Source organism: Pseudescherichia sp. (assembly GCF_031998825.1).
GTDB lineage: Bacteria > Pseudomonadota > Gammaproteobacteria > Enterobacterales > Enterobacteriaceae > Pseudescherichia.
Map to the genome: position 1 here is coordinate 171,247 of NZ_DAMACX010000001.1, position 21,939 is coordinate 193,185.

Genomic DNA, 21,939 nt, shown 5'->3' on the forward strand with positions numbered 1-21,939 from the left:
AGCGCTTAATACTTATAACAAGGGATAACAGGGATTAAGCATGGCAATTATTACACAGACTAAAAAAGCCTGGACGCTCTCGGCGCTGGCACTCCTCTCAACGCTCTCTTTTGCCGCTCACGCTGACAAGCTGGCCGATATTAAATCGGCTGGCGTGGTGAAAGTCGCCACCTTTGATGCAAACCCGCCGTTTGGCTCGGTCGATGCTAAAACCCATGACATTGTGGGCTATGACGTAGATTTTGCTAAAGCGCTGGCCAAAAGCCTCGGGGTAAAGCTGGAGCTGGTTGCCACTAACCCGGCAAATCGTATTCCGCTGTTGCAGTCCGGCAAGGTGGATCTGATCGTGGCTGACATCACCATTACGCCAGAGCGTGCGCAGGTTATCGACTTCTCTACGCCGTATTTTGTTACGGGCCAACAGTTCCTGGTGGCGGCAGACGGCGCGGATAAGCTGGACGCCTACAGTAAGTCGCGTATCGGCGCGGTGAAAGGCACTACCGGCGAGCAGGCGCTGCATCAGCGCTTCCCGCAGGCACGCGTGCTGGCCTATGACGATATCCCGCTGGCCCTGACCGCGCTGCGTAACGGCAACGTGCAGGCGATCACTCAGGACAGCACCATTCTGGCGGGCCTGCTGGCGGAAGCGCCGGATAAAGCAAAATTCAAAATCCTGCCGGATCTGCTCTCTAAAGAGGAGATTGGCGTGGGCGTGACCAAAGGCGAAACGGCGCTGCTGAATACGGTAAACAGCGAGCTGGTCAAGCTTGAGCAGAGTGGCGAAGCGGCCAAAATCTACGATACCTGGTTTGGTCCGCAGACCAAAACGCCCCAGCCGCGCAGCTTTAAAATAGAAGCGAAGTAATATGTTTGCAGGTCTCTTCTCCGCCTCTGTGGCCAGTGCCACGGAGGCGTTTCCCGTGCAGGAAGGCACGGTCGAGTTCCGTCAGGTCAGCAAACGCTATGGCGATCATCAGGTTCTAAAGCAGATCGACCTTCAGGTTTGCGCTGGAGAGGTACTTGCCGTTTGCGGGCCTTCCGGCTCGGGTAAATCGACCCTGATCCGCCTGATCAACCAGCTTGAGACGGTGAGCGGGGGCGAAATCTACGTTGATGGGAAACCCACCAGCACCCTGAAAGGTAGGGCGCTGCGCGAGCTGCGTCGCCATGTAGGCTTCGTTTTCCAGCAGTTCAACCTCTACGCCCACCTTAACGCGCTGGATAACATCACCCTGGCGCTAACCAAAGTGCACGGCCAGCCGCAGCGTGAAGCAGAGGAGAAAGCGCTGGCTCTGCTGGAGCGGGTTGGATTGCGCGATAAGGCACACCACCTCCCATCTCAGCTCTCCGGCGGCCAGCAGCAGCGGGTGGCTATCGCCCGCACGCTGGCCGCCAGGCCGCACATCATCCTGTTTGACGAGCCGACATCGGCGCTCGATCCCGAGACGATCGGTGAAGTATTACAGGTCATGCGCAGCCTGGCGCACAGCGGCATGACGCTTATTGTGGTGACGCACGAGATGCAGTTTGCCCGCGAGATTGCCGATCGGGTGATCTTTATCGACGGCGGCGAGATCCTTGAGCAGGCCGCTCCGGAGCAGTTCTTTACCGCCCCGCAGCATCCCCGGGCGCAGCGCTTCCTGCAGAAGGTTCTCAACCCGCTGCACGCAGAAAACAGGGAGCTGTAATGCACATCCATCTCGACTGGGCCGGGGTGCTTACCGGCCAGCCTGCGCAGTGGATCCTCTCTGGCTTTCTCACCACAATCTGGGTAACCGTTGTCGGCATCGTGCTGGCCACGGTGCTGACCGCCCTGCTGCTAGCCCTCAGGCTGGCAGGAGGCACGCTGGGGCGCGGAGCGGTGGCGGTATGGGTGTCGCTGTTTCGCAATACGCCGCTGCTGGTTCAGCTCCTGTTCTGGTACTTTGCTGCCTGGAACCTGCTGCCGCTGGGCTTTCGTCAGTATGTTAATGACGATCACGCCTTCAGCATTTTACCGGGGGATGTCTGGTGGTTTACGCCAGAGTTTCTCAGCTCTGCCTGGGCGCTGGGACTCTTTACCGCCGCCTTTCTGGTGGAGGAGATCCAAGCCGGGCTGCATGCCGTGGCGAAGGGGCAGATTGAGGCAGCTAAATCGCAGGGGTTTAGCGAGCTGGCACTGTTTCGCTGGGTGCTGCTGCCCCAGGGATTACGCAACGCCTGGCAGCCGGTGGTGGGGCAGTATCTGAACCTGATGAAGCTCTCCTCGCTGGCAACCGGGATTGGTTTTGCCGAGTTGACCTATCAGACCCGGCAGATTGAGAGCTACAACGCCCATGCCCTGGAGGCGTTTGCCGTCGGCAGCGTGCTCTATCTGCTGCTGGGGCTGGTGATGAGCCTGCTGTTCAACGCTCCCATGTGGTGGCGTGCGGCGCGACAGGAGAGGGCGCTGGCGCGCAGGGAGATGCAGGATGATCGCTAATATCACGGTAATTACCGATAACCTGGACTATCTGCTGCTTGGCCGTACTGCTCAGGGCGAGCCAGGCGGGGTACTGCTGTCAGTGCTGATGACCCTCGGCGCGGCGCTGCTGGCCTTTCCCGGCGGTATCACGCTGGCCTGTTTTGCATGGTGTTTTAAGGGCTGGCCGCGGCGGGTACTGTTCGCCTGGGCGGAGATCATTCGCGGCATTCCGCTGATCTTCGTTATCTTCTGGCTCTGGTTTTTACTGCCGATGCTGACCGGGGCCGATCTGCCTGGAGCGGTGACCGTGACCCTGGCGCTGGCGTGGTTCACCTCCGCCTCGGTGATGTACTCCACGCTCGCCGCCATCGGCTCTCTGCCAAAGGGACAGCATGAGGCGGCGCTGGCGGGAGGCTTCAGTAGCCTTCAACTGCTGCGTTGGGTGCTGCTCCCGCAGGCACTGCGCAACGCGCTCCCTTCGTACATGGGGCTGCTGATTGCCCTGCTAAAGGACACATCGCTGGCGTTTATCGTCAATGTCCCGGAGCTGACCACCGTTGCAGGGCAGGTTAACAACCGCGTGCAGATCTACCCGGCAGCGCTGTTTATCTTTACCGGGGTGGTCTACTACCTGCTCTGTACCCTACTGGAGCACTCGGTTAAGCGTTGGCAGCGCCGTAGCTTACTGGCGGCCAAGTAGCAGCGATACCAGGCCCGCCGCAATCAGTGGCCCGACCGGGACGCCCCGGAACAGGGCCACGCCCAACACTGTACCCACCAGCAGCCCTGCCACCAGCGAGGGCTGCGCGCTCATCAGCGCCACGCCGCGTCCGCCAAGCCATGAGACAAAGATCCCTACCGCAATGGCGATCAGCGATTTCCAGTTAACAAAGGAGTGCAGCAGCGTCGAGGGCGGCAGCGTACCGCTGGCGATAGGGGCCATCACGCCAATGGTCAGAATGATAATCCCGATGGTCAGGCCCTGTTTTTCAATCCATGGAAAATAGACGTTCAGCGGGGTCATGCGGATCATAATCAGTACCATGATCGACACGGCAACGGTGGTATTGTGGCTAATAAAGCCGAGGGCAGTCAGGCCAAGCAGAATAAACAGAGTGGTATCGAACATAAAAGAGGATTCCAGGCAGAAATATAAGCCCGCTTACTTTACCCTATCTGCATGTGGCAGCAGAATTTTTTCAACCCGAGCCGAAAGTTCCTAAAAGTTTCACTTAAAATCAGTTTGGCTGTCATTGAATGTTCATGTCGCTCTATTATGAATGCTGTATCGCGCAGAAAAGAGACGACAAAATGAACGATCCGATGCTGACCGAGACGCTGATTATTGCCTCTTCCTTTTTAGCCATTGCCGCCGTGCTGGTGGCGTCGGTGTTTATCCTTGAGCGTATGGGGTGAGGTGAGGCGACAAGCGTTGCGTCTTAAACACTTGAGAGACAGCCACGTTAGCGCCAGCGAACCCGCGCCTGAGACGACAATGCCAAGCGCTGCTGCCAGGTCATAAATGTTCTCTTCGCCATAAATGCTTAGCGTCCCGGCAAGCCAGTAGACGTTTTCAATCGGGAAGAGTTGCGCCCAAAGCGTAGCGCAGGTGAAAAACCAAATCATAAAAAATAGGGCTATCTTCGATATTCTAAGAAGAATGATGATCATGATACAGTGATTGTCCCATAGGCTTTGAAGCTACAACATGGAACTTGAGTCATTGTAGTTTTAAGCAGTGCTTTTCTGAGGTAATCAAAATCACTAGCCTGTGTTAGCGTGATGCAACCCTCACTTAATCCCCGAGGTCCGATTGGATGCAGCCGAAACCCTCCACGTTTTATCGTTTCGATAAAAACAGAGTCATCAATTTGCCAGTCATCACCATACAAAGCGAACCACTCTGATCTGTCTGTGCCATAAAAGTTTTTCAAATAAAAATCATAAATACTACCTAATCGGCCACCGCTATGACGTCCAACAATAAAATATCTTCCAGGAGGTATTGGTCCGATGTTAACTACACTACTCAAATTTGAATTATTGCGCCCACCTTTTTGCCCTGAGAATGCCGGAAAATTACCGACTCCGGGAACGCTCAATATTGATGTTGGTAAACCGTTGAGTGAAAATCGGGCAACAATCATGCTGTTACTCTCATATTCCAACCATCACTAAACTGAACGTTTCCGTCGCAATATGTCCAGGTGATTTTTTCATAACGTAACTCTACAGATTCATTATGATTGTGTTTTTCCATCTCAGCATTTTTTATATTATGCATTACTGGTGTAATGCCAACAATTTTTACATTTTGAAGAAACATATTGAAATATTCTACTTCCTGACCCGCATCATTGATTTTATACCATTTAATCTCTGCGGATTTTAGCGTTTGCCCTGTAGATACTGCCCGATAGAGATAAGGAGATGAACTATCAAATTCTTTTTCGATAGTAAGGGGGGAATGTAGGCGCGTGCCAGTCAGTTTACCAGAGCCGCTGTCGGTTGGTATATGCAGGTTATGACCAAACGATAATATTTCTATACTGCCTTCTCTATTTTTTAAATCAACTGAACCTTTAATATCTGCGCCACCATCGTCTTTAAGCCATAAATAAGCAGGAATTGCCATAAGAAATCCTTAGCGAAGAGTAACTATGTTTTATATTAAGTATGACTATATAAACATAAACAGACATTATGTTTAGTGCAATTTGTGCTATGCTGTTTATGAATGATTTTGGTTGTTCCATAATCATGAAAAATATAAACTATATCTATCGATAATTATATCGGCTAGAATAAATACAAAATGTTACTTAGCTGCGGTTAAACCATTTCCCTACACAGTTAAACATTTATTACAGATTTCTGTAATTTAAGTGAGTAACTTATTGTTTAGTATCGCTTATTTTTCATTTTAAAAAAATCAGAAAATAAAGTTCCCTTTTCTGGCTATGTAGGTATACGATTAGCCTACAAATCAATATGAATTAAAAGATAAAGTACCGGGTAAAGATTCTGATGCACATGGAACAATTGAGGTAGTCGATAGTGGTTATTCGCAAGGTTGCCCTTAGCCTGCTAAAGCTGGTTTGGTTTATTACTCTCTTTTGCGTCGTGTCATGGGTAGATGTTCGTTACTTCTCTGAAAATCCAATAATTAGCAATGATATCGCAATCAAAATCGCATACTGGTTTAGTTCTGGGCCTACACCTGAAGATATTTATTATAGTTATGACTATATTTTAATTGTTTTTAACTTGGTATCTTCCATTATTTTGCATTTCATAACGTTAAAGTTAGTCAAAACAGTAAGGAGCAAATGAAATGCCTACCCCTCAGTATTTATGGCTAAAAGATGACGGTGATGCAGATATTAAAGGATCGGTAGACGTTAAAGATCGTGAAGGCTCTAATGTCAGAGACGCCGGGTGGCGGCTGGCGCCTTACCCGGCCTACATGTTCTGCGTGCTGTTGTAGGCCCGTGCAAGCGGAGCGCCGCCGGGCAGCCGGTAAAGGTTATTACCGGCTGATTTAGCGTTAGTTGTGAGAATCTGACGTCTGCTTATGGAACAGTTCGCGGAAGACCGGGTAGATATCCTCCTGGTCGCGGATATGCTGCATAGCAAAGTTCTCAAACGTCGCTTGCAGATGCTCGTACTCACGCCACAGGGTCTGATGTGCCCGGCGGGTGATCTCGATATAGCTGTAGTAACGCACCACCGGCAAAATTTTCTTGGCCAGAATCTCATGACACAGCGGTGAATCATCGGCCCAGTTATCGCCGTCCGAGGCCTGCGCGGCATAGATGTTCCACTGCGCCGGATCGTAACGCTCCTTCACCACCTCATCCATCAGCTTCAGCGCGCTGGAGACAATGGTCCCGCCGGTCTCCTGTGAGTAGAAGAACTCATGCTCGTCGACCTCCTTGGCTTGCGTATGGTGGCGGATATAGACCACCTCCACGTTCTTATAGGTTCTGCTCAGGAAGAGATAGAGCAGAATATAGAAACGCTTAGCCATATCCTTAGTGGACTGATCCATCGAGCCAGAGACGTCCATCAGGCAGAACATCACCGCCTGGCTGGATGGCTCCGGTCGTTTCTCGTAGTTTTTATAACGTAGGTCAAAAGTATCGATAAAAGGCACACGCTCGATCTTGGCCCGCAGCTCGGCAATCTCTTTGCGCAGCCGCTCCTCTTCCAGCAGCTGGGCTGGCTCGCTATTCGCCACGCTGGAGAGATCTTCTTCCAGCGCCCGCAGCTCGCGACGTTTACCTGCCGTCATCGCAGTCCGGCGCGCCAGCGAGTTTTGTAGCGAGCGAACCACGCTGATGTTGGCCGGCACGCCGTTAGCAGTGTAGCCAGCGCGGTGCGTTTTGTACTCGTTTAGCTGCCGGTGCTGGTTTTTCTTCAGGTTCGGCAGCGCCAGGTCTTCAAACAGGAGATCCAGGTACTCGTCTTTTGAGATCTGAAAGACAAACTCGTCCTGGCCTTCGCCATCCTGACTGGCCTGGCCCTGGCCGCTGCCCCCTCCGCCACCGCCGCCCTGCGGGCGTTCGATGCGGTCATTCTGCACAAAGTGATCGTTACCAGGATGAACACGGTTACGCAGGCCACCGCGCCCCTGGTGGAACATTGGTTCGCTAATATCTTCTGAAGGAATAGAGACGGACTCGCCGCTCTCTACGTCGGTCACCGAACGCTTGTTAATCGCCTCGGAGATCGACTGCTTGATTTGCGATTTATAACGGCGCAAGAAACGCTGGCGGTTAACCGTGCTCTTGTTTTTGCCGTTAAGACGCCGGTCGATGAACCAGGTCATAAGCCCTCCATCCACGGTGCTTTGCCGTTCCAGTGGTCGGCCCGGTGACGCGAACGCCACCGGGCATCTGTTTTAGGACGATTTACGAACGCGCAGATACCATTCGCACAGCAAGCGCACCTGTTTGCGGGTGTAACCTTTCTCCATCATCCGGTCGACAAAATCGTCGTGTTTCTTCTGCTCATCCGTAGAGGTTTTGGCGTTGAACGAAATCACCGGCAGCAGCTCCTCGGTGTTCGAGAACATTTTCTTCTCGATAACCGTGCGCAGTTTTTCATAACTGGTCCAGTTCGGATTGCGGCCGCTATTGTTGGCGCGGGCGCGCAGTACGAAGTTAACGATCTCGTTACGGAAGTCTTTCGGGTTGCTGATCCCGGCAGGCTTCTCAATTTTTTCCAGTTCGGCGTTCAACGATTCACGGTCAAACAGCTGGCCGGTATCGGGATCGCGATACTCCTGATCCTGGATCCAGAAATCCGCATAGGTTACGTAGCGGTCAAAAATATTCTGACCATATTCAGAATAGGACTCCAGATAGGCGGTCTGAATCTCTTTGCCAATAAACTCAGCATATTTCGGGATCAGATAGCCTTTCAGGAACTCAAGATAACGTTCAGCCTGCTCCTGCGGGAACTGCTCGCGCTCGATCTGCTGCTCCAGCACATAGAAGAGGTGCACCGGGTTCGCCGCCACCTCAACGTGGTCAAAGTTAAAGACCCTGGAGAGGATTTTAAACGCGAAGCGCGTGGATAGCCCGTTCATCCCCTCGTCTACCCCGGCGTAGTCCCGATACTCCTGGTAGGATTTGGCTTTCGGATCGGTGTCTTTCAGGCTCTCACCGTCGTAGACGCGCATTTTTGAGTAGATGCTGGAGTTCTCTGGCTCTTTCAGACGCGAAAGAATAGAGAAGCGGGAGAGCGTCTCCAGGGTTCCCGGCGCGCAAGGGGCATGAGCCAGTTCGCTGTGGTTAAGCAGCTTCTCGTAAATTTTGATCTCTTCCGATATGCGCAGGCAGTATGGCACCTTCACAATGTAAACGCGGTCAAGGAAGGCTTCGTTGTTCTTGTTGTTACGGAACGTTACCCACTCAGATTCGTTTGAGTGCGCCAGAATAATGCCGTTGAACGGCAGGGCGGAAATACCCTCTGTCCCGTTGTAGTTCCCCTCCTGAGTTGCCGTCAGCAGCGGGTGCAGCACCTTGATAGGCGCTTTAAACATCTCGACGAACTCCATGATCCCCTGGTTGGCCCGGCACAGCGCGCCGGAGTAGCCGTAGGCGTCGGGATCGTTCTGAGCGTGGTTTTCCAGTTTGCGGATATCGACTTTACCCACCAGCGCTGAGATATCCTGGTTGTTCTCATCGCCGGGTTCGGTTTTCGCAATGGCGATCTGTTGCAGAATAGAGGGCCATACCTTCACAACGCGGAACTTGGTGATATCGCCACCGAACTCGTGCAGGCGTTTCGCCGCCCACGGTGACATAATGGTACCGAGGTAGCGGCGCGGAATGCCATACTCTTTCTCCAGGATCTGCTCATCCTCCTGTGGATTGAACAGGCACAAAGGGTGATCGTTAACCGGGCTACGCTCGCCGTTGGCGCTCAGTACATAGATAGGCACGCGCTGCATCAGTGATTTCAGGCGTTCAGCAAGGGATGATTTACCGCCACCCACTGGCCCCAGCAGGTAGAGGATCTGTTTCTTCTCTTCCAGCCCCTGGGCAGCATGTTTCAGATAGGAGACAATCTGTTCGATGGCATCTTCCATGCCATAAAACTCTTCAAACGCTGGGTAACGTGCGACAACCCGATTCGAAAATAGACGGGAAAGCCTGGGCTCCAGAGCAGTATCTACCATCACGGGCTCGCCGATAGCCGTAAGTAGCCTTTCTGCCGCATTCGCATAGGCGCTGCGATCCTGGCGGCAGATGGTGAGAAACTCCTGCAGGGTGAACTCTTCGTCCTTGGCAGCTTCATAACGCTGGCGATAGTGATCGAATATATTCATGGCATGCCGTCCTTTCGTTTTAGCACAAGAAAAGAGCCGTTCATATGAATAGTGGAGGCTCCCGGAAGAGATAAGCTGAACGACGCTAGCTCTACTTCAGCACCGGAATGCAGCAACCCTTATGCCAGGTTGTGAACGCCAGCAGTTAACGCGCCCGCGATACACCTTCTTAAAGTTAAGCGTAGATGGCATTTGCAAAACTTGCATTGCACGCCAATCTACTTTCAATGACATATCAATAACTCATCTGAATTTATTTTCTTTATAGATAAAGGGTGTTGCGAAAGATTCATCTCTCTGTCATTTATCCTTAAGCAGGTTGTCACGCTAAAACAGCATGCTGTCGCGTTCAGTTATATAATAATCAGTGAAAAAATTTGGGATGACGGAGGCGGGCGGTTACACTGCTCCCGCTGATTATTTGACTACAGGAAGGAAAGGATTGTGACCAAACTCAAATTTCTGGCGCTTGGTGTATTTATCGCGTCATGTGCCGCAACGGCAAACGCAGCGGGCCCCTGGTCTATTGGCGCGGGTGTCGGTGTGCTTGAGTCTCCTTACAAAGACTACGATCGCGAAGTCGTCCCCGTCCCGGTGATCACCTACGAAGGGGATAACTTCTGGTTCCGCGGCCTCGGCGGCGGCTACTATCTGTGGAATGACGAAAGCGATAAGCTCTCTGTCACCGCCTACTACAACCCCTTCCACTTCCGGCCGAAAGACAGCGATGACTGGCAGCTGCGCCAGCTCGATAAGCGTAAATCTACGCTGATGGCGGGCCTGTCTTATGTGCATAACACCCAGTACGGATTTTTGCGCACCACGCTGGCCGGCGATACGCTGGATAACAGCAACGGTATCACCTGGGATCTGGCCTGGCTCTACCGCTACACCAACGGCGGCCTGACCCTGACCCCGGGGATCGGTGCCGAGTGGAGCAGCGAAAACCAGAACGAGTACTACTACGGTGTCTCGGGTAAGGAGTCTCGCAACAGCGGCCTACGCACTTACGATCCGGATAGCGACTGGAGTCCTTATCTGGAGCTGAGCGCTAGCTACCAGCTGAACGACAGCTGGAGCGTGTATGGTGTAGGACGCTATACCCGTCTGGGGGATGAGATCAAAGACAGCCCGATGGTCGATAAGTCCTGGGCCGGTGCATTCTCTACCGGTGTGACCTATAGCTTCTAATGCTTACATGCTGATTCTCGTGCATTCAAACAGGGCGCTTGCGCCCTGTTTGTTTTAGGGTAGGGCAATCATTTCTGGAGGACACCATGGCAGAAAAACGCGTGCAGTTTGCCGACAGCCAGCCGCTGGCCGCTATCGGCCAGGGCACCTGGTATATGGGTGAAAATCCCCGTCAGCGGCAAAACGAGGTGGCGGCGCTACGAGCAGGGATCGATCTTGGCCTGACCCTTATCGATACCGCTGAGATGTACGCCGACGGGGGTGCAGAGGAGGTGGTCGGCGAGGCCATTATGGGCAAGCGCGACGAGGTATTCCTGGTATCAAAGGTTTACCCATGGAACGCGGGCGGTCAGAAAGCGATTGCCGCCTGTGAAGCCAGCCTGCGCCGTCTTGGTACAGACTATCTCGATCTCTACCTGCTGCACTGGCGCGGTAACTACTCCCTGGCCGAAACCGTCGAGGCGATGGACATGCTAATCCGCCAGGGCAAGATCCGCCGCTGGGGCGTCTCTAACCTCGACTATAGCGATATGCAGGAACTGTGGCGTGTTGAAGGCGGTCAAGCCTGCGCCACCAACCAGGTGCTTTACCATCTCGCCTCCCGGGGCATTGAGTACGATCTGCTGCCCTGGTGTCAGCAGCAGTCTCTGCCGGTGATGGCCTACTGTCCGCTGGCCCAGGCCGGACGCCTACGCGATGGCCTGCTGGAGAACGCCACCGTGCGCGAGATCGCCCATGGGCATGGCGTAAGCGCCGCCCAGGTGCTGCTGGCATGGGTTATCAGTCATCAGGGCGTGATGGCGATCCCGAAGGCCGCCAGCGTCGCGCACGTCAAAGAGAACGCCGCTGCGCTCGGTTTAAATCTGAGTGAGTCTGAGCTGAACCAGCTGGATCGTGCCTTTCCGGCGCCAGGCCGCAAAACGCCGCTGGACGTAGTGTAGAGAAAATGCCCTCTCTGGGTGAGAGGGCATAGCGTTTTTAATGATTAACGCTTGCTCACGCGAATAGTCTGCGCCAGGCGGGACGGCTTCTCTTCGGTGGTCTTTTGCGGTACGGTCACACAGGCTGACTCTACGCAAACAAAGGTCTTATAGCCGTCGTCCGGCATGTCGGTCATGCTGGCAGAGAGCGCCGGGCCTGGGTTCCAGCCCACCACGTTGCTGTGGTGATGGTGGATCACCTCAATTGCACGATTCAGCGCGCTGTCGTGGATCACGCTACACGCTTCCGGGTTCAGATAGACGCGGTCGGTACGGTCCGGGAAGGTCTGCACGCCGTCGGCCAGCACATCTTCCTGCGCGTTGTTCACCTTATCGATAAAACGATCGCCCAGCCCGCTGACTTTCACCGCGCTGATGTCGCCTACGTTGAAGTAAGTGTGCAGGGCAGAGGTGGTTTCAAACTCTCCGTGGGCTTCCAGCTCAATTTCACAGGTCTGGCAGAGCTTAAAGCGGGCAAAGAGGGTGAAATCGTGCGGCCACTGTTCACGGGTCGCGTCGCTGCTTTGCAGTTCAAATGTCAGCACCACGCCGTTCTCATCTTCGTTATGGGCGGTCAGCGTCCAGGGCAGGATGCGGGCAATACCGTGGGCGGGCAGGCCCTGCTGCTGCGCCGGGCCAAACCACGGCCAGCATACCGGTACGCCGCCGCGCAGCGCGACGCCATTTTTGAACGGCGTGTTACCGCTCAGCCACAGCACTTCCTCTTCCCCTGCCGGTTTAAAAGAGAGCAGGTGTGCGCCCTGCAGCGCGAAAGAGGCTTTAACCTGCGGGTGGTCGACCACAATCAGCTCCAGCTCGTCCAGCTGGCGACGGGAAATGACCGGCGTAATGTTTTCGACTACTGGAAGAGCAAAAATTTTATTGATCATATTCGTATTCCTCAATCCTCTGTCTTAAGCCAAAAAAAAGAGCGACCGAAGTCGCTCTTAAGTTGAGTGTCACATCTTATTTGGAGATGTGAGCAATCAGGTCCAGTACTTTGTTAGAGTAGCCGGTTTCGTTGTCGTACCAGGAGACCAGTTTAACGAAGTTGTCGTTCAGTGCGATACCTGCTTTGGCATCGAACACGGAAGTGCAGATTTCGCCGTTGAAGTCGGTGGAAACAACGTCATCTTCGGTGTAACCCAGAACGCCTTTCATGTCGCCTTCAGAAGCGGCTTTGATAGCTTTCTTGATCTCTTCGTAAGATGCTGCTTTTTCCAGACGTACGGTCAGGTCAACAACGGATACGTTCGGAGTCGGAACGCGGAACGCCATACCGGTCAGTTTGCCGTTCAGTTCTGGCAGTACTTTACCTACTGCTTTAGCAGCACCGGTAGAGGACGGGATGATGTTCTGGGACGCGCCACGGCCGCCGCGCCAGTCTTTGTGAGACGGGCCGTCAACGGTTTTCTGGGTAGCGGTGGTCGCGTGAACGGTAGTCATCAGGCCTTCGATGATGCCGAAGTTGTCGTTGATAACTTTCGCCAGCGGAGCCAGGCAGTTGGTGGTGCAGGATGCGTTAGAAACGATGTCCTGGCCTTCGTATTTGTCAAAGTTAGCGCCTTTAACAAACATCGGGGTGTTGTCTTTAGACGGACCGGTTAGAACCACTTTTTTCGCGCCAGCAGTGATGTGCTTACGAGCGGTTTCGTCGGTCAGGAAGATACCGGTAGCTTCAGCAACAACGTCAACGCCGATTTCGTCCCATTTCAGGTTAGCCGGGTCTTTTTCAGCGGTAACACGGATGGTTTTGCCGTTAACAACCAGATGGCCGTCTTTGACTTCAACGGTGCCGTTGAAACGACCGTGAGTTGAGTCATACTTCAGCATGTACGCCATGTAGTCAGCGTCTAACAGATCGTTGATGCCAACGATTTCGATGTCAGAACGTTCCTGAGCGGCACGGAAAACAATGCGACCGATACGGCCAAAACCGTTGATACCTACTTTGATAGTCATATATTCCACCAGCTATTTGTTAGTGAATAAAAGGTTGGCTGTAAAATTACAAAAACCTTACGCAGCGTCAAGCGGAATCGTGTCAATCATTGCGACAAATCAATCCTGTGCATAACCTTTGCGCGGCGATGTCGTCTCACTATTCCAATCAGCTACAACCCGTATGGGGTCGCCGGCGTGGATTTTAAAGGGCATGCAGGATAAAAACGTGAAATAGATCACAATTCCTCCGCTACATTTTCGCACCGCCTAAGTTTAGAACAAAAGTCAGGACGGCACTGTTAATGTTTTGTTAGAATCAGACAAAAGATGTAAATGACCCTATAGCGAGAAGCAAGCAAATGGCTAATCAATCCTCTCAGGATGACCTGAAAAAAAGCCTTACTGAAATGCAGTTTCATGTAACGCAAAATCACGGTACAGAGCCGCCTTTTAGCGGTAAGCTGTTGCATAATAAGCGCGAAGGCGTCTACCACTGCCTGGTATGCGATGCCGCGCTGTTTAACTCCCAGAGCAAATATGACTCCGGCTGCGGCTGGCCGAGCTTCTACGAACCGGTCAGTGAAAATGCGATCCGTTATCTTAACGATTACTCACACGGCATGCAGCGAATTGAGATCCGCTGCGGCAATTGTGATGCGCATTTAGGCCATGTTTTCCCTGACGGTCCGCAACCGACCGGCGAGCGTTTTTGCGTCAACTCTGCCTCTCTGAGCTTCAATGACGAGGCCGACGGCGAGCAGATTAAAGGCTAAAGAATCGATTCAGCAAATTATTCCACGGGAGCGCGTGAACGATGGAAATTAATGAGCTTGTTGCCAGCATGACGCCAGAGGTTTATCAGCGTCTGGCAACGGCAGTTGAGACGGGGAAATGGCCTGATGGTGTGGTGCTGACCCCGGAGCAGAAAGAGAACAGCCTGCAGCTGGTAATGCTCTGGCAGGCGCGTCACAACACCGATGCGCAGCATATGACCATTGATACCAACGGTCAGATGGTGATGAAGAGCAAGCAGCAGCTGAAAGAGGAGTTTGGCATCACGCCCAAACCGATTGCCACGTTCAAGTAAGGCGTTGGTAAACGCCGGGCGGCACTGCGTTTGCCCGGCCTACACACTCCTGTAGGCCCGGTAAGCGTAGCGCCACCGGGCAATAATTATGCGTGCGTCTCTACCCAGTCTGCCAGCGTATAGAGCGTTGCCCCCTCTGATGCCATGTCCATAAACGCCTGGGCGCTGTCCTGTTTGTCGATGTTAACGCCCCGGCAGCCGTCGGTAATCAAGCTGACCTGATAGCCCAGCCGTATTGCATCCAGCACGGTAAACTTCACGCAGTAGTCCGTAGCAAGGCCCAGCACGATAAGCTCGGTGATGCCGCGCATGCGCAGCCAGGCATCCAGGCCGGTCTTCTGCTTGTGGCCGTTGTCAAAAAAGGCGCTGTAGCTGTCGATACTCCGGTTTTCACCTTTGTGAAAGACCTCGTCAATCATCTTATGCTTCAGCAGGGGATGCAGTTCAGCCCCTTCGCTTCCCTGTACGCAGTGATCGGGCCAGAAGGTTTGCGGAAGCCCATCCAGCACTCCCTGCGTATAAGGCTCTACGCCGTGCTGACTGGCGAAGCTGCCGTGATCGGCCGGGTGCCAGTCCTGACTGGCCACCACGGCGTCACTCCGTGCTTTACACCAGTCGATCAGCGCGTTAGCCACGTCTACTACGCTATCGCCCTCTGGCACCGCCAGTGCACCACCGGCGCAAAAATCGTTCTGTATATCCACCAGCAAGAGTGCTCGTTGCATCATGACAGGCTCCTTAATCGTCGGGGGTTAGCTCGCCGCGCAGGTTCTGGGTCATCGCCTGACGAATGGCCTCGGCGTCCAGATCCTGGCTTAACAGCCAGTGTAGCTTAGTCAGGGTCGCTTCGACCGTCATGTCCGCGCCGCCAATCACGCCCGCATGCGCCAGCGCGTTACCGGTAGCGTAGCCGCCCATGTTGACCTTACCGGACATACACTGGGTAAGATTCACCACCACAATGCCGCGCGCGCTGGCCGCCTCCAGCTCCCGCAGGAACTCGCCGTTCTGCGGCGCGTTACCCACGCCGTAGGATCGCAGGATCAGTGCCTTCACCGGCTGACGCAGGAAGTTGCGCACCACGTCGGCAGAGATACCCGGATAAATCGTTACCACGCCAATGGGCTGCGGGGTGATGCGGTGAACAACCAGCTCGCCATTGCAGCGCGGCGCGCCAGGGTTACCGAGGCGGCGAATATGGATGCCCGCCTCCAGCAGCGGCTGTAGGTTAGGGGAGTCGAAGGCATTAAAGCCGTCCGCATGGGCTTTGGTGGTGCGATTCCCGCGAAACAGACGGTTGTTGAAGAACAGCGTCACTTCGTTAATCGGATAGTTCGCCGCCACGTAGAGAGCGTTGAGCAAGTTAATCTGCCCGTCCGAGCGCAGTTCAGCGAGTGGGATTTGTGACCCTGTCACAATTACCGGCTTGCCGAGGTTCTCCAGCATGAACGACAGCGCCGAGGCGGTAAAGGCCATGGTATCGGTGCCGTGCAGGATCACAAAGCCATCGTAGCGATCGTAGTTAGCTTTGATATCGTCTGCGATATGCTGCCAGTCTTCGGGGGTCATATCCGACGAGTCCATCAGCGGATCGTACTCGTGGATAGTAAAGTCCGGCATCTCCGGGCGATGGAACTCGGGCATCAGCGCCAGCTGGCGTTGCAGATGGCCAGAGACCGGAATATAGCCCTGCTCCGAGCGCTGCATACCAATGGTCCCGCCGGTATAGGCGACGTAAATCGATTTTTTTTGCATGGTAGTCTGTTCTGGTAACGCAAAGAAAATCCCCCCGTTGACGGGGGGAGGATAGTTAACGAATGTTGGCGCAGGTCAGGCAGAACGCGTAGCGGCTTTGCGGATCGTTAAACACCGCCAGCTTGTCGGTTTCCGCTTTCACCGTATCCGCCGCCGCAGCCAGCGGTGCGGGCAGGTAAGCCTGTAGGGCCTGCGGCAGCAGAGCGCGGATCTCACCGGAGAAACCGTCCATCATCCGGGCGAAGAAGGTTGGCTCGTCCTGGTAGTACTCAATGTGCCACTGCTTCAGCTTCGCCAGCTCGGCGGCTTTCGCTACGGCATCGTCGAAGTCACCCAGGGCATCCACCAGGCCATTATTTTTCGCATCTTCACCGGTCCAGACGTGACCCTGAGCAATCTTATCGACCTGCTCCGGCGTTGATTTACGCGCCTGGGCCACCAGGGAGATAAAGCGCTGATAACCGTTCTCAATGCTCAGCTGCATCAGCTGCTGCACCTGCGGCGGCAGGGCTTTAGTGACCGACACGTCTGCCAGCGGGGAGGTGGCTACGCCGTCGCTGTGTACGCCCAGCTCATTAAGGCTCTTCTCAACGGTGTTGATCACCCCGAAGATACCGATGGAGCCGGTGAGCGTGCTGGGGTTAGCCACGATGTAGTTGGCCGGGGTGGAGATCCAGTACCCGCCCGATGCCGCCATACCGCCCATAGAGACCACTACCGGTTTGCCCGCCGCTTTCGCAGCGGCCAGTTCGGCGCGGATCACCTCTGAGGCGCTGACGCTGCCGCCCGGGCTGTTAACTCGCAGCACGATGGCTTTAACATTCGGGTCGATACGTGCGTCGCGGATCTGCGCGGCGGTGGTGTCACCCCCGACGTTGCCCGCCGTCTCTTCCCCGTCCATGATCGCACCGTTGGCAAAGATCACCGCCACGCTGCTACCTACTTCGCTTGGTTTTTTCAGCGGATAGTCATACATGCTGATCGCGCGATAGTTTTTGTCCTCATCGCTCCAGCCAAACTGTTTGACCAGCACTTTTTCGGCGTCGGCGCTGCTGCCAAGCGTATCGACCAGCTTGTTGTCCAGCGCGTATTTAGCCGTGTCGCCGCCTACTTTGCTTAAGCCATCCAGCACGCCCTGCGCGCCGGGGAAGACCTGCTGCGGAGTAATCTGGCGGTTAGCGGCGATGGTGCCCAGATAGTTTTGCCACAGCTCGCCAATCCAGCGGCTATCCGCTTCACGGGCAGCAGGAGACATATCGTCACGGATAAACGGCTCAACGGCGGACTTATAGGTACCGACGCGGAAGACGTGGGTCGAGACCTTCAGCTTGTCGAGCAGCGATTTATAGTAGAGGCCGTTGGTGGCAAAGCCATGCAAATCCACTACGCCCTGCGGCGAGAGCCACACCTTGTTGGCAAAGCTGGCAAGGTAGTACTGTCCCTGGCTGTAGTTATCCCCGACGGCGTAGACCGGCTTACCGCTGTCACGGAACGCCTTCAGCGCCTTGCCGATGTACTGCATTGAGGGCTGATCGGCCCCGGCAAAGTTTTTCAGGTCGAGGACGATCCCGGTAATATTGCGATCGGCCTGTGCCTGACGGATGGTCTCGACGATATCAAACAGGGAGTTCTCCTGCAGACGGTCGGAGCTGGCGCCAAACAGCTGGCGACCCAGCGCGCTCAGCTTGCTGCTGCTGGAGGGCTTGTCCACCACCACGCCCGTGATATCAAGAAGTAATGCCCCCCGGGTGGTATGCTCGACTGGGCCAGAGCTCAGCTGCATCCAGATGCCGACGCCTACCAGAATCAACAAGATGAAAAAAATGTTGAACACCAGTTCACGCACAAAGTTGAGCGTTCGCCACGTCCATTTAAAGAATCCGGCAATAATACGCCAAAGGGTTCGCATGTCTTCTCCCTAACCTGATTAACAACCACCGCACCCCGTGCGGGAATGTGCGGTTATCCTAATTATCCGACGGCCTCTTGTCAGCAGGAATCACCGTCGGTGCTGTAACAAAGTTCCCGCCCATGTTAATTTTATGCCCAAATTTGATGACAGGAGTTAACTAATGGACGCACTTGAACTGCTCGTTAACCGTCGCAGCGCCTCCCGACTGGCTGAACCCGCGCCAGCAGGGGAGATTCTGGAAAATATTTTGCGTGCCGGTATGCGTGCGCCAGACCACGGCACGCTGCAACCGTGGCGCTTTTTCATCGTCGAAGGAGAAGGGCGCGAGCGCTTTAGCCAGCTGCTGACCCGTGCGGCTACCGAGGCCGGGCAGGATGAGAAGGGTATTGAGAAGGCTCGCAGCGCACCGTTTCGCGCGCCGCTAATTATTGCGGTAGTTGCGCACTGTGAAGCGCACCCGAAGGTGCCGCGCTGGGAGCAGCTGCTCTCTGCCGGCTGCGCAGTCATGGCGATGCAGATGGCGGCGCAGGCGCAGGGCTTTAACGGCATCTGGCGCAGCGGACCGCTGACCGACAGCCCGGTAGTGCGCGACGCGCTCGACTGCCGCGAGCAGGATCAGGTAGTAGGTTTCCTCTACCTCGGCACGCCGCAGCTGAAAGCCGCTACCACGGTGAGCATACCGGACACATCCCCTTTCGTCCGCTATTTCTAAGCGCTACCATAACGCTATTAATGAGTCAGGAACCGTATTGACAGGAGATGTCCATGAGCCAGCAGGCTATTCGTTTAACTCAGTACAGCCACGGTGCAGGCTGCGGGTGCAAAATTTCACCGAAGGTGCTGGAGACCATTCTCCACAGCGAGCAGGCGAAATTTGTCGATCCCAACCTGCTGGTCGGCAATGAGACGCGGGATGACGCGGCGGTGTACGATCTTGGTAATGGAACCAGCGTCATCAGCACCACCGATTTCTTTATGCCAATCGTGGACAATCCTTTTGACTTTGGCCGCATCGCCGCCACCAATGCCATCAGCGATATCTATGCCATGGGCGGCAAACCGATCATGGCGATCGCTATTCTCGGCTGGCCGATCGCTACGCTGCCGCCGGAGATCGCCCGGGAGGTGATCGAAGGTGGGCGCTTTGCCTGCCAGCAGGCGGGTATTGCGCTGGCCGGGGGCCACTCCATCGATGCGCCGGAGCCGATTTTCGGCCTGGCGGTAACGGGCATCGTCCCTACCGCGCGAGTGAAGAAAAACAGCACTGCCGAGGCGGGGTGCAAGCTCTTCCTGACCAAACCGCTGGGGATTGGCGTCCTGACCACCGCCGAGAAAAAATCGCTGCTGCAACCGGAGCATCAGGGGCTGGCGCGGGACGTGATGTGCCAGATGAACATCGCTGGCGCGGCCTTCGCTAACATCCCCGGGGTGAAAGCCATGACCGATGTCACCGGCTTTGGCCTGCTCGGCCATCTGAGCGAGGTGTGCCAGGGGGCAGGGGTGCAGGCGCAGGTCCGCTATGAGGCGGTGCCCAAACTGCCTGGCGTAGAGGCCTATATCGAACAGGGCGCGGTGCCAGGCGGTACGCAGCGCAACTTTGCCAGCTACGGCCATCTGATGGGGCCGATGCCGCAGGCGTGGCGGGATCTGCTCTGCGATCCGCAAACCTCGGGCGGTCTGCTGCTGGCGGTCTCGCCGGAGGCGGAGGATGAGGTGAAAGCCACCGCCGCCGAGTTTGACATCTCCCTCAGCGCTATCGGCGAGCTGGTAACGGCCCGTGCGGGTCGCCCAATGATTGAGATAATTTAAGCAATGCGGTTGTTTATTGCCGAAAAACCCAGCCTGGGCCGCGCCATTGCCGACGTGCTGCCAAAGCCGCACCGCAAGGGCGACGGCTATATCGAGTGCGGAAACGGCCAGGTGGTGACCTGGTGCATTGGTCACCTGCTCGAGCAGGCGCAGCCGGATGTCTATGACAGCCGCTACGCCCGCTGGAACCTGGCGGATCTGCCTATCGTGCCGGAGAAGTGGCAGCTACAGCCGCGCGCCTCGGTCACTAAGCAGATCAACGTCATCAAACGTCTGCTTGGTGAGGCCAGCGAGGTTATCCACGCCGGTGACCCGGATCGCGAGGGCCAGCTGCTGGTAGACGAGGTGCTCGACTATCTCCAGCTGCCGGCGGAGAAGCGCCAGCGGGTCCAGCGCTGTTTGATTAACGATCTCAACCCGCAGGCGGTTGAGCGGGCGATTGGCCGCCTGCGCGCCAACAGCGAGTTCATACCTCTCTGCGTTTCGGCGCTGGCCCGCGCAAGAGCCGATTGGCTCTACGGCATCAATATGACCCGCGCCTGGACGCTGCTGGGGCGTAACGCAGGCTATCAGGGCGTGCTCTCCGTGGGGCGGGTCCAGACGCCGGTGCTGGGGCTGGTGGTGCGTCGCGATGAAGAGATTGAGAACTTTGTTGCCAAAGATTTCTTTGAGGTGAAGGCGCATATCGTCACCCCTAAAGATGAGCGGTTTACCGCCACCTGGCAGCCGAGCGAGGCCTGCGAGCCGCATCAGGATGAAGAGGGGCGCCTGCTCAACCGAACCCTGGCCGAGCACGTGGTTAAGCGTATTACCGGCCAGCCGGCGCACGTCACCCGCTACAACGACAAGCAGGAGTCGGAACCCGCGCCGCTGCCGTTCTCGCTCTCCTCTTTACAGATCGAGGCGGCGAAGCGCTTCGGACTGAGCGCGCAGAACGTGCTGGATATCTGCCAGAAGCTCTATGAGACCCATAAGCTGATCACCTATCCGCGCTCCGACAGCCGCTATCTGCCGGAGGAGCACTTTGCCGGACGCCATTCAGTGATGAAGGCCATTGGCGTGCATGCTCCGGATCTGCTGCCGCAGCCGGTGGTAGATACGGATCGGCGTAATCGCTGCTGGGACGATAAAAAGGTTGATGCTCACCACGCAATCATTCCCACGGCGCGCAGCAGCAAGGTGAACCTGCACGACAATGAGGCGAAGGTCTATGGCCTGATTGCCCGTCAGTATCTGATGCAGTTCTGCCCGGACGCGATGTTCCGCAAGTGCGAGATCGAGCTGGATATCGCCAACGGCAAGTTCCTGGCGAAGGCACGCTTTCTGGCGCAGGCTGGCTGGCGAACTCTGCTCGGCAGCAAAGAGCGCGACGAAGAGAACGACGGCACGCCGCTGCCGGTAGTGGCGAAGGGCGACGAGCTGCTCTGTGAGAAGGGCGAAGTGGTTGAGCGTCAGACGCAGCCGCCGCGGCCCTTTACCGATGCTACGCTGCTCTCGGCGATGACCGGGATCGCGCGCTTCGTACAGGATAAGGATCTGAAGAAGATCCTGCGTGCTACCGACGGTCTGGGGACGGAAGCGACCCGCGCCGGCATTATCGAGCTGCTCTTTAAGCGCGGTTTCCTGCACAAGAAAGGGCGCAGCATTCTCTCTACTGACGCGGGACGGGCGTTGATCCACTCTCTGCCGGAGATGGCCGCGAGGCCGGACATGACCGCCCACTGGGAATCGGTCCTGACGCAGATCAGCGAGAAGCAGTGCCGCTATCAGGACTTTATGCAGCCGCTGGTGGGCACGCTCTATCAGCTAATCGATCAGGCGCGTAGCACGCCGGTTCGTCAGTTTAAAGGGATCGTTGCGCCGGGCGGTGGTACGAAGAAAACGTTTAAAAAGAAGAAGAGTTCGGCATGAAAAAGCCCGGTGGCACTCCGCTTACCGGGCCTACAACGGCTTGAACCGTAGACCGGGTAAGGCGCAGCC

22 protein-coding genes and 1 pseudogene are annotated in these 21,939 nt (G+C 55.5%); 13 read left to right on the plus strand and 10 right to left on the minus strand.

Features of this window, described 5'->3' with window-relative positions; all coding sequences use genetic code 11:
* Nucleotides 1-40: 40 nt before the first annotated feature.
* Genes RTP97_RS00905 through RTP97_RS00920 form a run of 4 tightly spaced genes read left to right on the plus strand, consistent with a single transcriptional unit; the run spans nt 41 to nt 3,143 of the window.
* A complete protein-coding gene (locus RTP97_RS00905; RefSeq protein ID WP_312409992.1) occupies nt 41-865 on the plus strand; it encodes an ABC transporter substrate-binding protein in 825 nt (274 codons plus the stop codon).
* A gap of 1 nt (nt 866) precedes the next feature.
* Nucleotides 867-1,688: an amino acid ABC transporter ATP-binding protein gene (locus RTP97_RS00910; protein WP_312409994.1), complete on the plus strand. Its 822-nt coding sequence runs from the start codon at nt 867-869 to the stop codon at nt 1,686-1,688.
* On the plus strand, nt 1,688-2,461 hold the full coding sequence (locus RTP97_RS00915) for an amino acid ABC transporter permease (protein ID WP_312409996.1): 774 nt from the start codon (nt 1,688-1,690) through the stop codon (nt 2,459-2,461). Before RTP97_RS00910 ends, RTP97_RS00915 begins: the two co-directional genes overlap by 1 nt.
* Complete coding sequence (locus RTP97_RS00920; protein ID WP_312409999.1) at nt 2,451-3,143, plus strand: ABC transporter permease subunit; 693 nt, start codon at nt 2,451-2,453, stop codon at nt 3,141-3,143. The genes RTP97_RS00915 and RTP97_RS00920 overlap by 11 nt, the downstream gene beginning before the upstream one ends.
* On the opposite strand, the gene RTP97_RS00925 is transcribed toward RTP97_RS00920, so the two are convergent.
* The gene (locus RTP97_RS00925) at nt 3,126-3,572 is read right to left on the minus strand and encodes a DUF441 domain-containing protein (RefSeq protein WP_103821151.1); all 447 of its coding nucleotides are present in this window, start codon (nt 3,570-3,572) and stop codon (nt 3,126-3,128) included. The two genes, RTP97_RS00920 and RTP97_RS00925, sit on opposite strands and share 18 nt — an antisense overlap.
* A 182-nt stretch (nt 3,573-3,754) precedes the next feature.
* On the opposite strand from RTP97_RS00925, the gene yoaI reads away from it, so the two are divergent.
* Nucleotides 3,755-3,859: a small membrane protein YoaI gene (gene yoaI / locus RTP97_RS00930; protein WP_312410002.1), complete on the plus strand. Its 105-nt coding sequence runs from the start codon at nt 3,755-3,757 to the stop codon at nt 3,857-3,859.
* A gap of 251 nt (nt 3,860-4,110) precedes the next feature.
* On the opposite strand, the gene RTP97_RS00935 is transcribed toward yoaI, so the two are convergent.
* Together RTP97_RS00935 and RTP97_RS00940 are read right to left on the minus strand one after the other, a co-directional pair.
* Entirely contained in the window at nt 4,111-4,590 is a 480-nt protein-coding gene (locus tag RTP97_RS00935) for a DUF2778 domain-containing protein (protein ID WP_312410005.1), read from the minus strand.
* The gene (locus RTP97_RS00940) at nt 4,587-5,078 is read right to left on the minus strand and encodes an Hcp family type VI secretion system effector (protein WP_312410008.1); all 492 of its coding nucleotides are present in this window, start codon (nt 5,076-5,078) and stop codon (nt 4,587-4,589) included. The genes RTP97_RS00935 and RTP97_RS00940 overlap by 4 nt, the downstream gene beginning before the upstream one ends.
* A gap of 699 nt (nt 5,079-5,777) precedes the next feature.
* On the opposite strand from RTP97_RS00940, the pseudogene RTP97_RS00945 reads away from it, so the two are divergent.
* Nucleotides 5,778-5,864 (plus strand): annotated as a pseudogene (locus tag RTP97_RS00945) (type VI secretion system tube protein Hcp); the annotation flags it as partial.
* 126 nt (nt 5,865-5,990) lie between these two features.
* Here RTP97_RS00945 and RTP97_RS00950 read toward each other — a convergent pair.
* On the minus strand, nt 5,991-7,274 hold the full coding sequence (locus RTP97_RS00950; RefSeq protein WP_312410011.1) for a YeaH/YhbH family protein: 1,284 nt from the start codon (nt 7,272-7,274) through the stop codon (nt 5,991-5,993).
* Nucleotides 7,275-7,346: 72 nt separating this feature from the next.
* Complete coding sequence (gene yeaG / locus RTP97_RS00955) at nt 7,347-9,281, minus strand: protein kinase YeaG (RefSeq protein ID WP_312210894.1); 1,935 nt, start codon at nt 9,279-9,281, stop codon at nt 7,347-7,349.
* Nucleotides 9,282-9,725: 444 nt separating this feature from the next.
* Here yeaG and RTP97_RS00960 point away from each other — a divergent pair, with 444 nt between their 5' ends.
* The gene (locus tag RTP97_RS00960; protein WP_312410014.1) at nt 9,726-10,472 is read left to right on the plus strand and encodes a MipA/OmpV family protein; all 747 of its coding nucleotides are present in this window, start codon (nt 9,726-9,728) and stop codon (nt 10,470-10,472) included.
* Nucleotides 10,473-10,558: 86 nt separating this feature from the next.
* Nucleotides 10,559-11,413, plus strand: a complete 855-nt coding sequence (locus RTP97_RS00965; RefSeq protein WP_312410015.1) for an aldo/keto reductase — start codon at nt 10,559-10,561, stop codon at nt 11,411-11,413.
* Between the two features lie 44 nt (nt 11,414-11,457).
* On the opposite strand, the gene RTP97_RS00970 is transcribed toward RTP97_RS00965, so the two are convergent.
* The gene (locus RTP97_RS00970) at nt 11,458-12,342 is read right to left on the minus strand and encodes a D-hexose-6-phosphate mutarotase (protein ID WP_312410017.1); all 885 of its coding nucleotides are present in this window, start codon (nt 12,340-12,342) and stop codon (nt 11,458-11,460) included.
* A 76-nt stretch (nt 12,343-12,418) separates the two neighbouring features.
* A complete protein-coding gene (gene gapA, locus RTP97_RS00975; protein ID WP_042392940.1) occupies nt 12,419-13,414 on the minus strand; it encodes a glyceraldehyde-3-phosphate dehydrogenase in 996 nt (331 codons plus the stop codon).
* Nucleotides 13,415-13,755: 341 nt separating this feature from the next.
* Between gapA and msrB the strand changes: the two genes are divergently transcribed.
* Nucleotides 13,756-14,169, plus strand: coding sequence for a peptide-methionine (R)-S-oxide reductase MsrB (gene msrB / locus RTP97_RS00980; protein ID WP_312410020.1), 414 nt, complete (start codon nt 13,756-13,758; stop codon nt 14,167-14,169).
* A gap of 41 nt (nt 14,170-14,210) precedes the next feature.
* The gene (locus RTP97_RS00985) at nt 14,211-14,483 is read left to right on the plus strand and encodes a YeaC family protein (RefSeq protein ID WP_312410023.1); all 273 of its coding nucleotides are present in this window, start codon (nt 14,211-14,213) and stop codon (nt 14,481-14,483) included.
* An 86-nt stretch (nt 14,484-14,569) separates the two neighbouring features.
* On the opposite strand, the gene pncA is transcribed toward RTP97_RS00985, so the two are convergent.
* The 3 genes from pncA to sppA are packed head-to-tail and all read right to left on the minus strand — an operon-like array spanning nt 14,570 to nt 18,147.
* On the minus strand, nt 14,570-15,211 hold the full coding sequence (pncA, locus tag RTP97_RS00990; protein ID WP_312410025.1) for a bifunctional nicotinamidase/pyrazinamidase: 642 nt from the start codon (nt 15,209-15,211) through the stop codon (nt 14,570-14,572).
* A gap of 10 nt (nt 15,212-15,221) precedes the next feature.
* On the minus strand, nt 15,222-16,238 hold the full coding sequence (gene ansA / locus RTP97_RS00995; protein WP_312410027.1) for an asparaginase: 1,017 nt from the start codon (nt 16,236-16,238) through the stop codon (nt 15,222-15,224).
* Nucleotides 16,239-16,293: 55 nt separating this feature from the next.
* Complete coding sequence (sppA, locus tag RTP97_RS01000; RefSeq protein ID WP_312410029.1) at nt 16,294-18,147, minus strand: signal peptide peptidase SppA; 1,854 nt, start codon at nt 18,145-18,147, stop codon at nt 16,294-16,296.
* 163 nt (nt 18,148-18,310) lie between these two features.
* Here sppA and RTP97_RS01005 point away from each other — a divergent pair, with 163 nt between their 5' ends.
* From RTP97_RS01005 to RTP97_RS01015, 3 genes are read left to right on the plus strand one after another with little or no spacing between them, the layout of a single operon-like run.
* On the plus strand, nt 18,311-18,862 hold the full coding sequence (locus RTP97_RS01005) for an NAD(P)H nitroreductase (protein WP_312410032.1): 552 nt from the start codon (nt 18,311-18,313) through the stop codon (nt 18,860-18,862).
* A 53-nt stretch (nt 18,863-18,915) separates the two neighbouring features.
* Nucleotides 18,916-19,959: a selenide, water dikinase SelD gene (gene selD, locus RTP97_RS01010; RefSeq protein ID WP_312410034.1), complete on the plus strand. Its 1,044-nt coding sequence runs from the start codon at nt 18,916-18,918 to the stop codon at nt 19,957-19,959.
* 3 nt (nt 19,960-19,962) lie between these two features.
* On the plus strand, nt 19,963-21,870 hold the full coding sequence (locus tag RTP97_RS01015; protein ID WP_312410036.1) for a DNA topoisomerase III: 1,908 nt from the start codon (nt 19,963-19,965) through the stop codon (nt 21,868-21,870).
* Nucleotides 21,871-21,939 lie beyond the last annotated feature (69 nt).

Bases quoted from the DNA above. Each gene is read 5' to 3' on its own strand.
- msrB (WP_312410020.1), top strand. From the start codon at position 13,756: ATGGCTAATCAATCCTCTCAGGATGACCTGAAAAAAAGCCTTACTGAA.
- RTP97_RS00935 (WP_312410005.1), bottom strand. From the start codon at position 4,590: ATGATTGTTGCCCGATTTTCACTCAACGGTTTACCAACATCAATATTG.
- RTP97_RS01005 (WP_312410032.1), top strand. From the start codon at position 18,311: ATGGACGCACTTGAACTGCTCGTTAACCGTCGCAGCGCCTCCCGACTG.
- RTP97_RS00940 (WP_312410008.1), bottom strand. From the start codon at position 5,078: ATGGCAATTCCTGCTTATTTATGGCTTAAAGACGATGGTGGCGCAGAT.
- sppA (WP_312410029.1), bottom strand. From the start codon at position 18,147: ATGCGAACCCTTTGGCGTATTATTGCCGGATTCTTTAAATGGACGTGG.
- yeaG (WP_312210894.1), bottom strand. From the start codon at position 9,281: ATGAATATATTCGATCACTATCGCCAGCGTTATGAAGCTGCCAAGGAC.
- RTP97_RS00910 (WP_312409994.1), top strand. From the start codon at position 867: ATGTTTGCAGGTCTCTTCTCCGCCTCTGTGGCCAGTGCCACGGAGGCG.
- RTP97_RS00905 (WP_312409992.1), top strand. From the start codon at position 41: ATGGCAATTATTACACAGACTAAAAAAGCCTGGACGCTCTCGGCGCTG.
- RTP97_RS00965 (WP_312410015.1), top strand. From the start codon at position 10,559: ATGGCAGAAAAACGCGTGCAGTTTGCCGACAGCCAGCCGCTGGCCGCT.
- selD (WP_312410034.1), top strand. From the start codon at position 18,916: ATGAGCCAGCAGGCTATTCGTTTAACTCAGTACAGCCACGGTGCAGGC.
- pncA (WP_312410025.1), bottom strand. From the start codon at position 15,211: ATGATGCAACGAGCACTCTTGCTGGTGGATATACAGAACGATTTTTGC.
- RTP97_RS01015 (WP_312410036.1), top strand. From the start codon at position 19,963: ATGCGGTTGTTTATTGCCGAAAAACCCAGCCTGGGCCGCGCCATTGCC.
- RTP97_RS00915 (WP_312409996.1), top strand. From the start codon at position 1,688: ATGCACATCCATCTCGACTGGGCCGGGGTGCTTACCGGCCAGCCTGCG.
- RTP97_RS00985 (WP_312410023.1), top strand. From the start codon at position 14,211: ATGGAAATTAATGAGCTTGTTGCCAGCATGACGCCAGAGGTTTATCAG.
- yoaI (WP_312410002.1), top strand. From the start codon at position 3,755: ATGAACGATCCGATGCTGACCGAGACGCTGATTATTGCCTCTTCCTTT.
- RTP97_RS00925 (WP_103821151.1), bottom strand. From the start codon at position 3,572: ATGTTCGATACCACTCTGTTTATTCTGCTTGGCCTGACTGCCCTCGGC.
- RTP97_RS00920 (WP_312409999.1), top strand. From the start codon at position 2,451: ATGATCGCTAATATCACGGTAATTACCGATAACCTGGACTATCTGCTG.
- RTP97_RS00950 (WP_312410011.1), bottom strand. From the start codon at position 7,274: ATGACCTGGTTCATCGACCGGCGTCTTAACGGCAAAAACAAGAGCACG.
- gapA (WP_042392940.1), bottom strand. From the start codon at position 13,414: ATGACTATCAAAGTAGGTATCAACGGTTTTGGCCGTATCGGTCGCATT.
- ansA (WP_312410027.1), bottom strand. From the start codon at position 16,238: ATGCAAAAAAAATCGATTTACGTCGCCTATACCGGCGGGACCATTGGT.
- RTP97_RS00970 (WP_312410017.1), bottom strand. From the start codon at position 12,342: ATGATCAATAAAATTTTTGCTCTTCCAGTAGTCGAAAACATTACGCCG.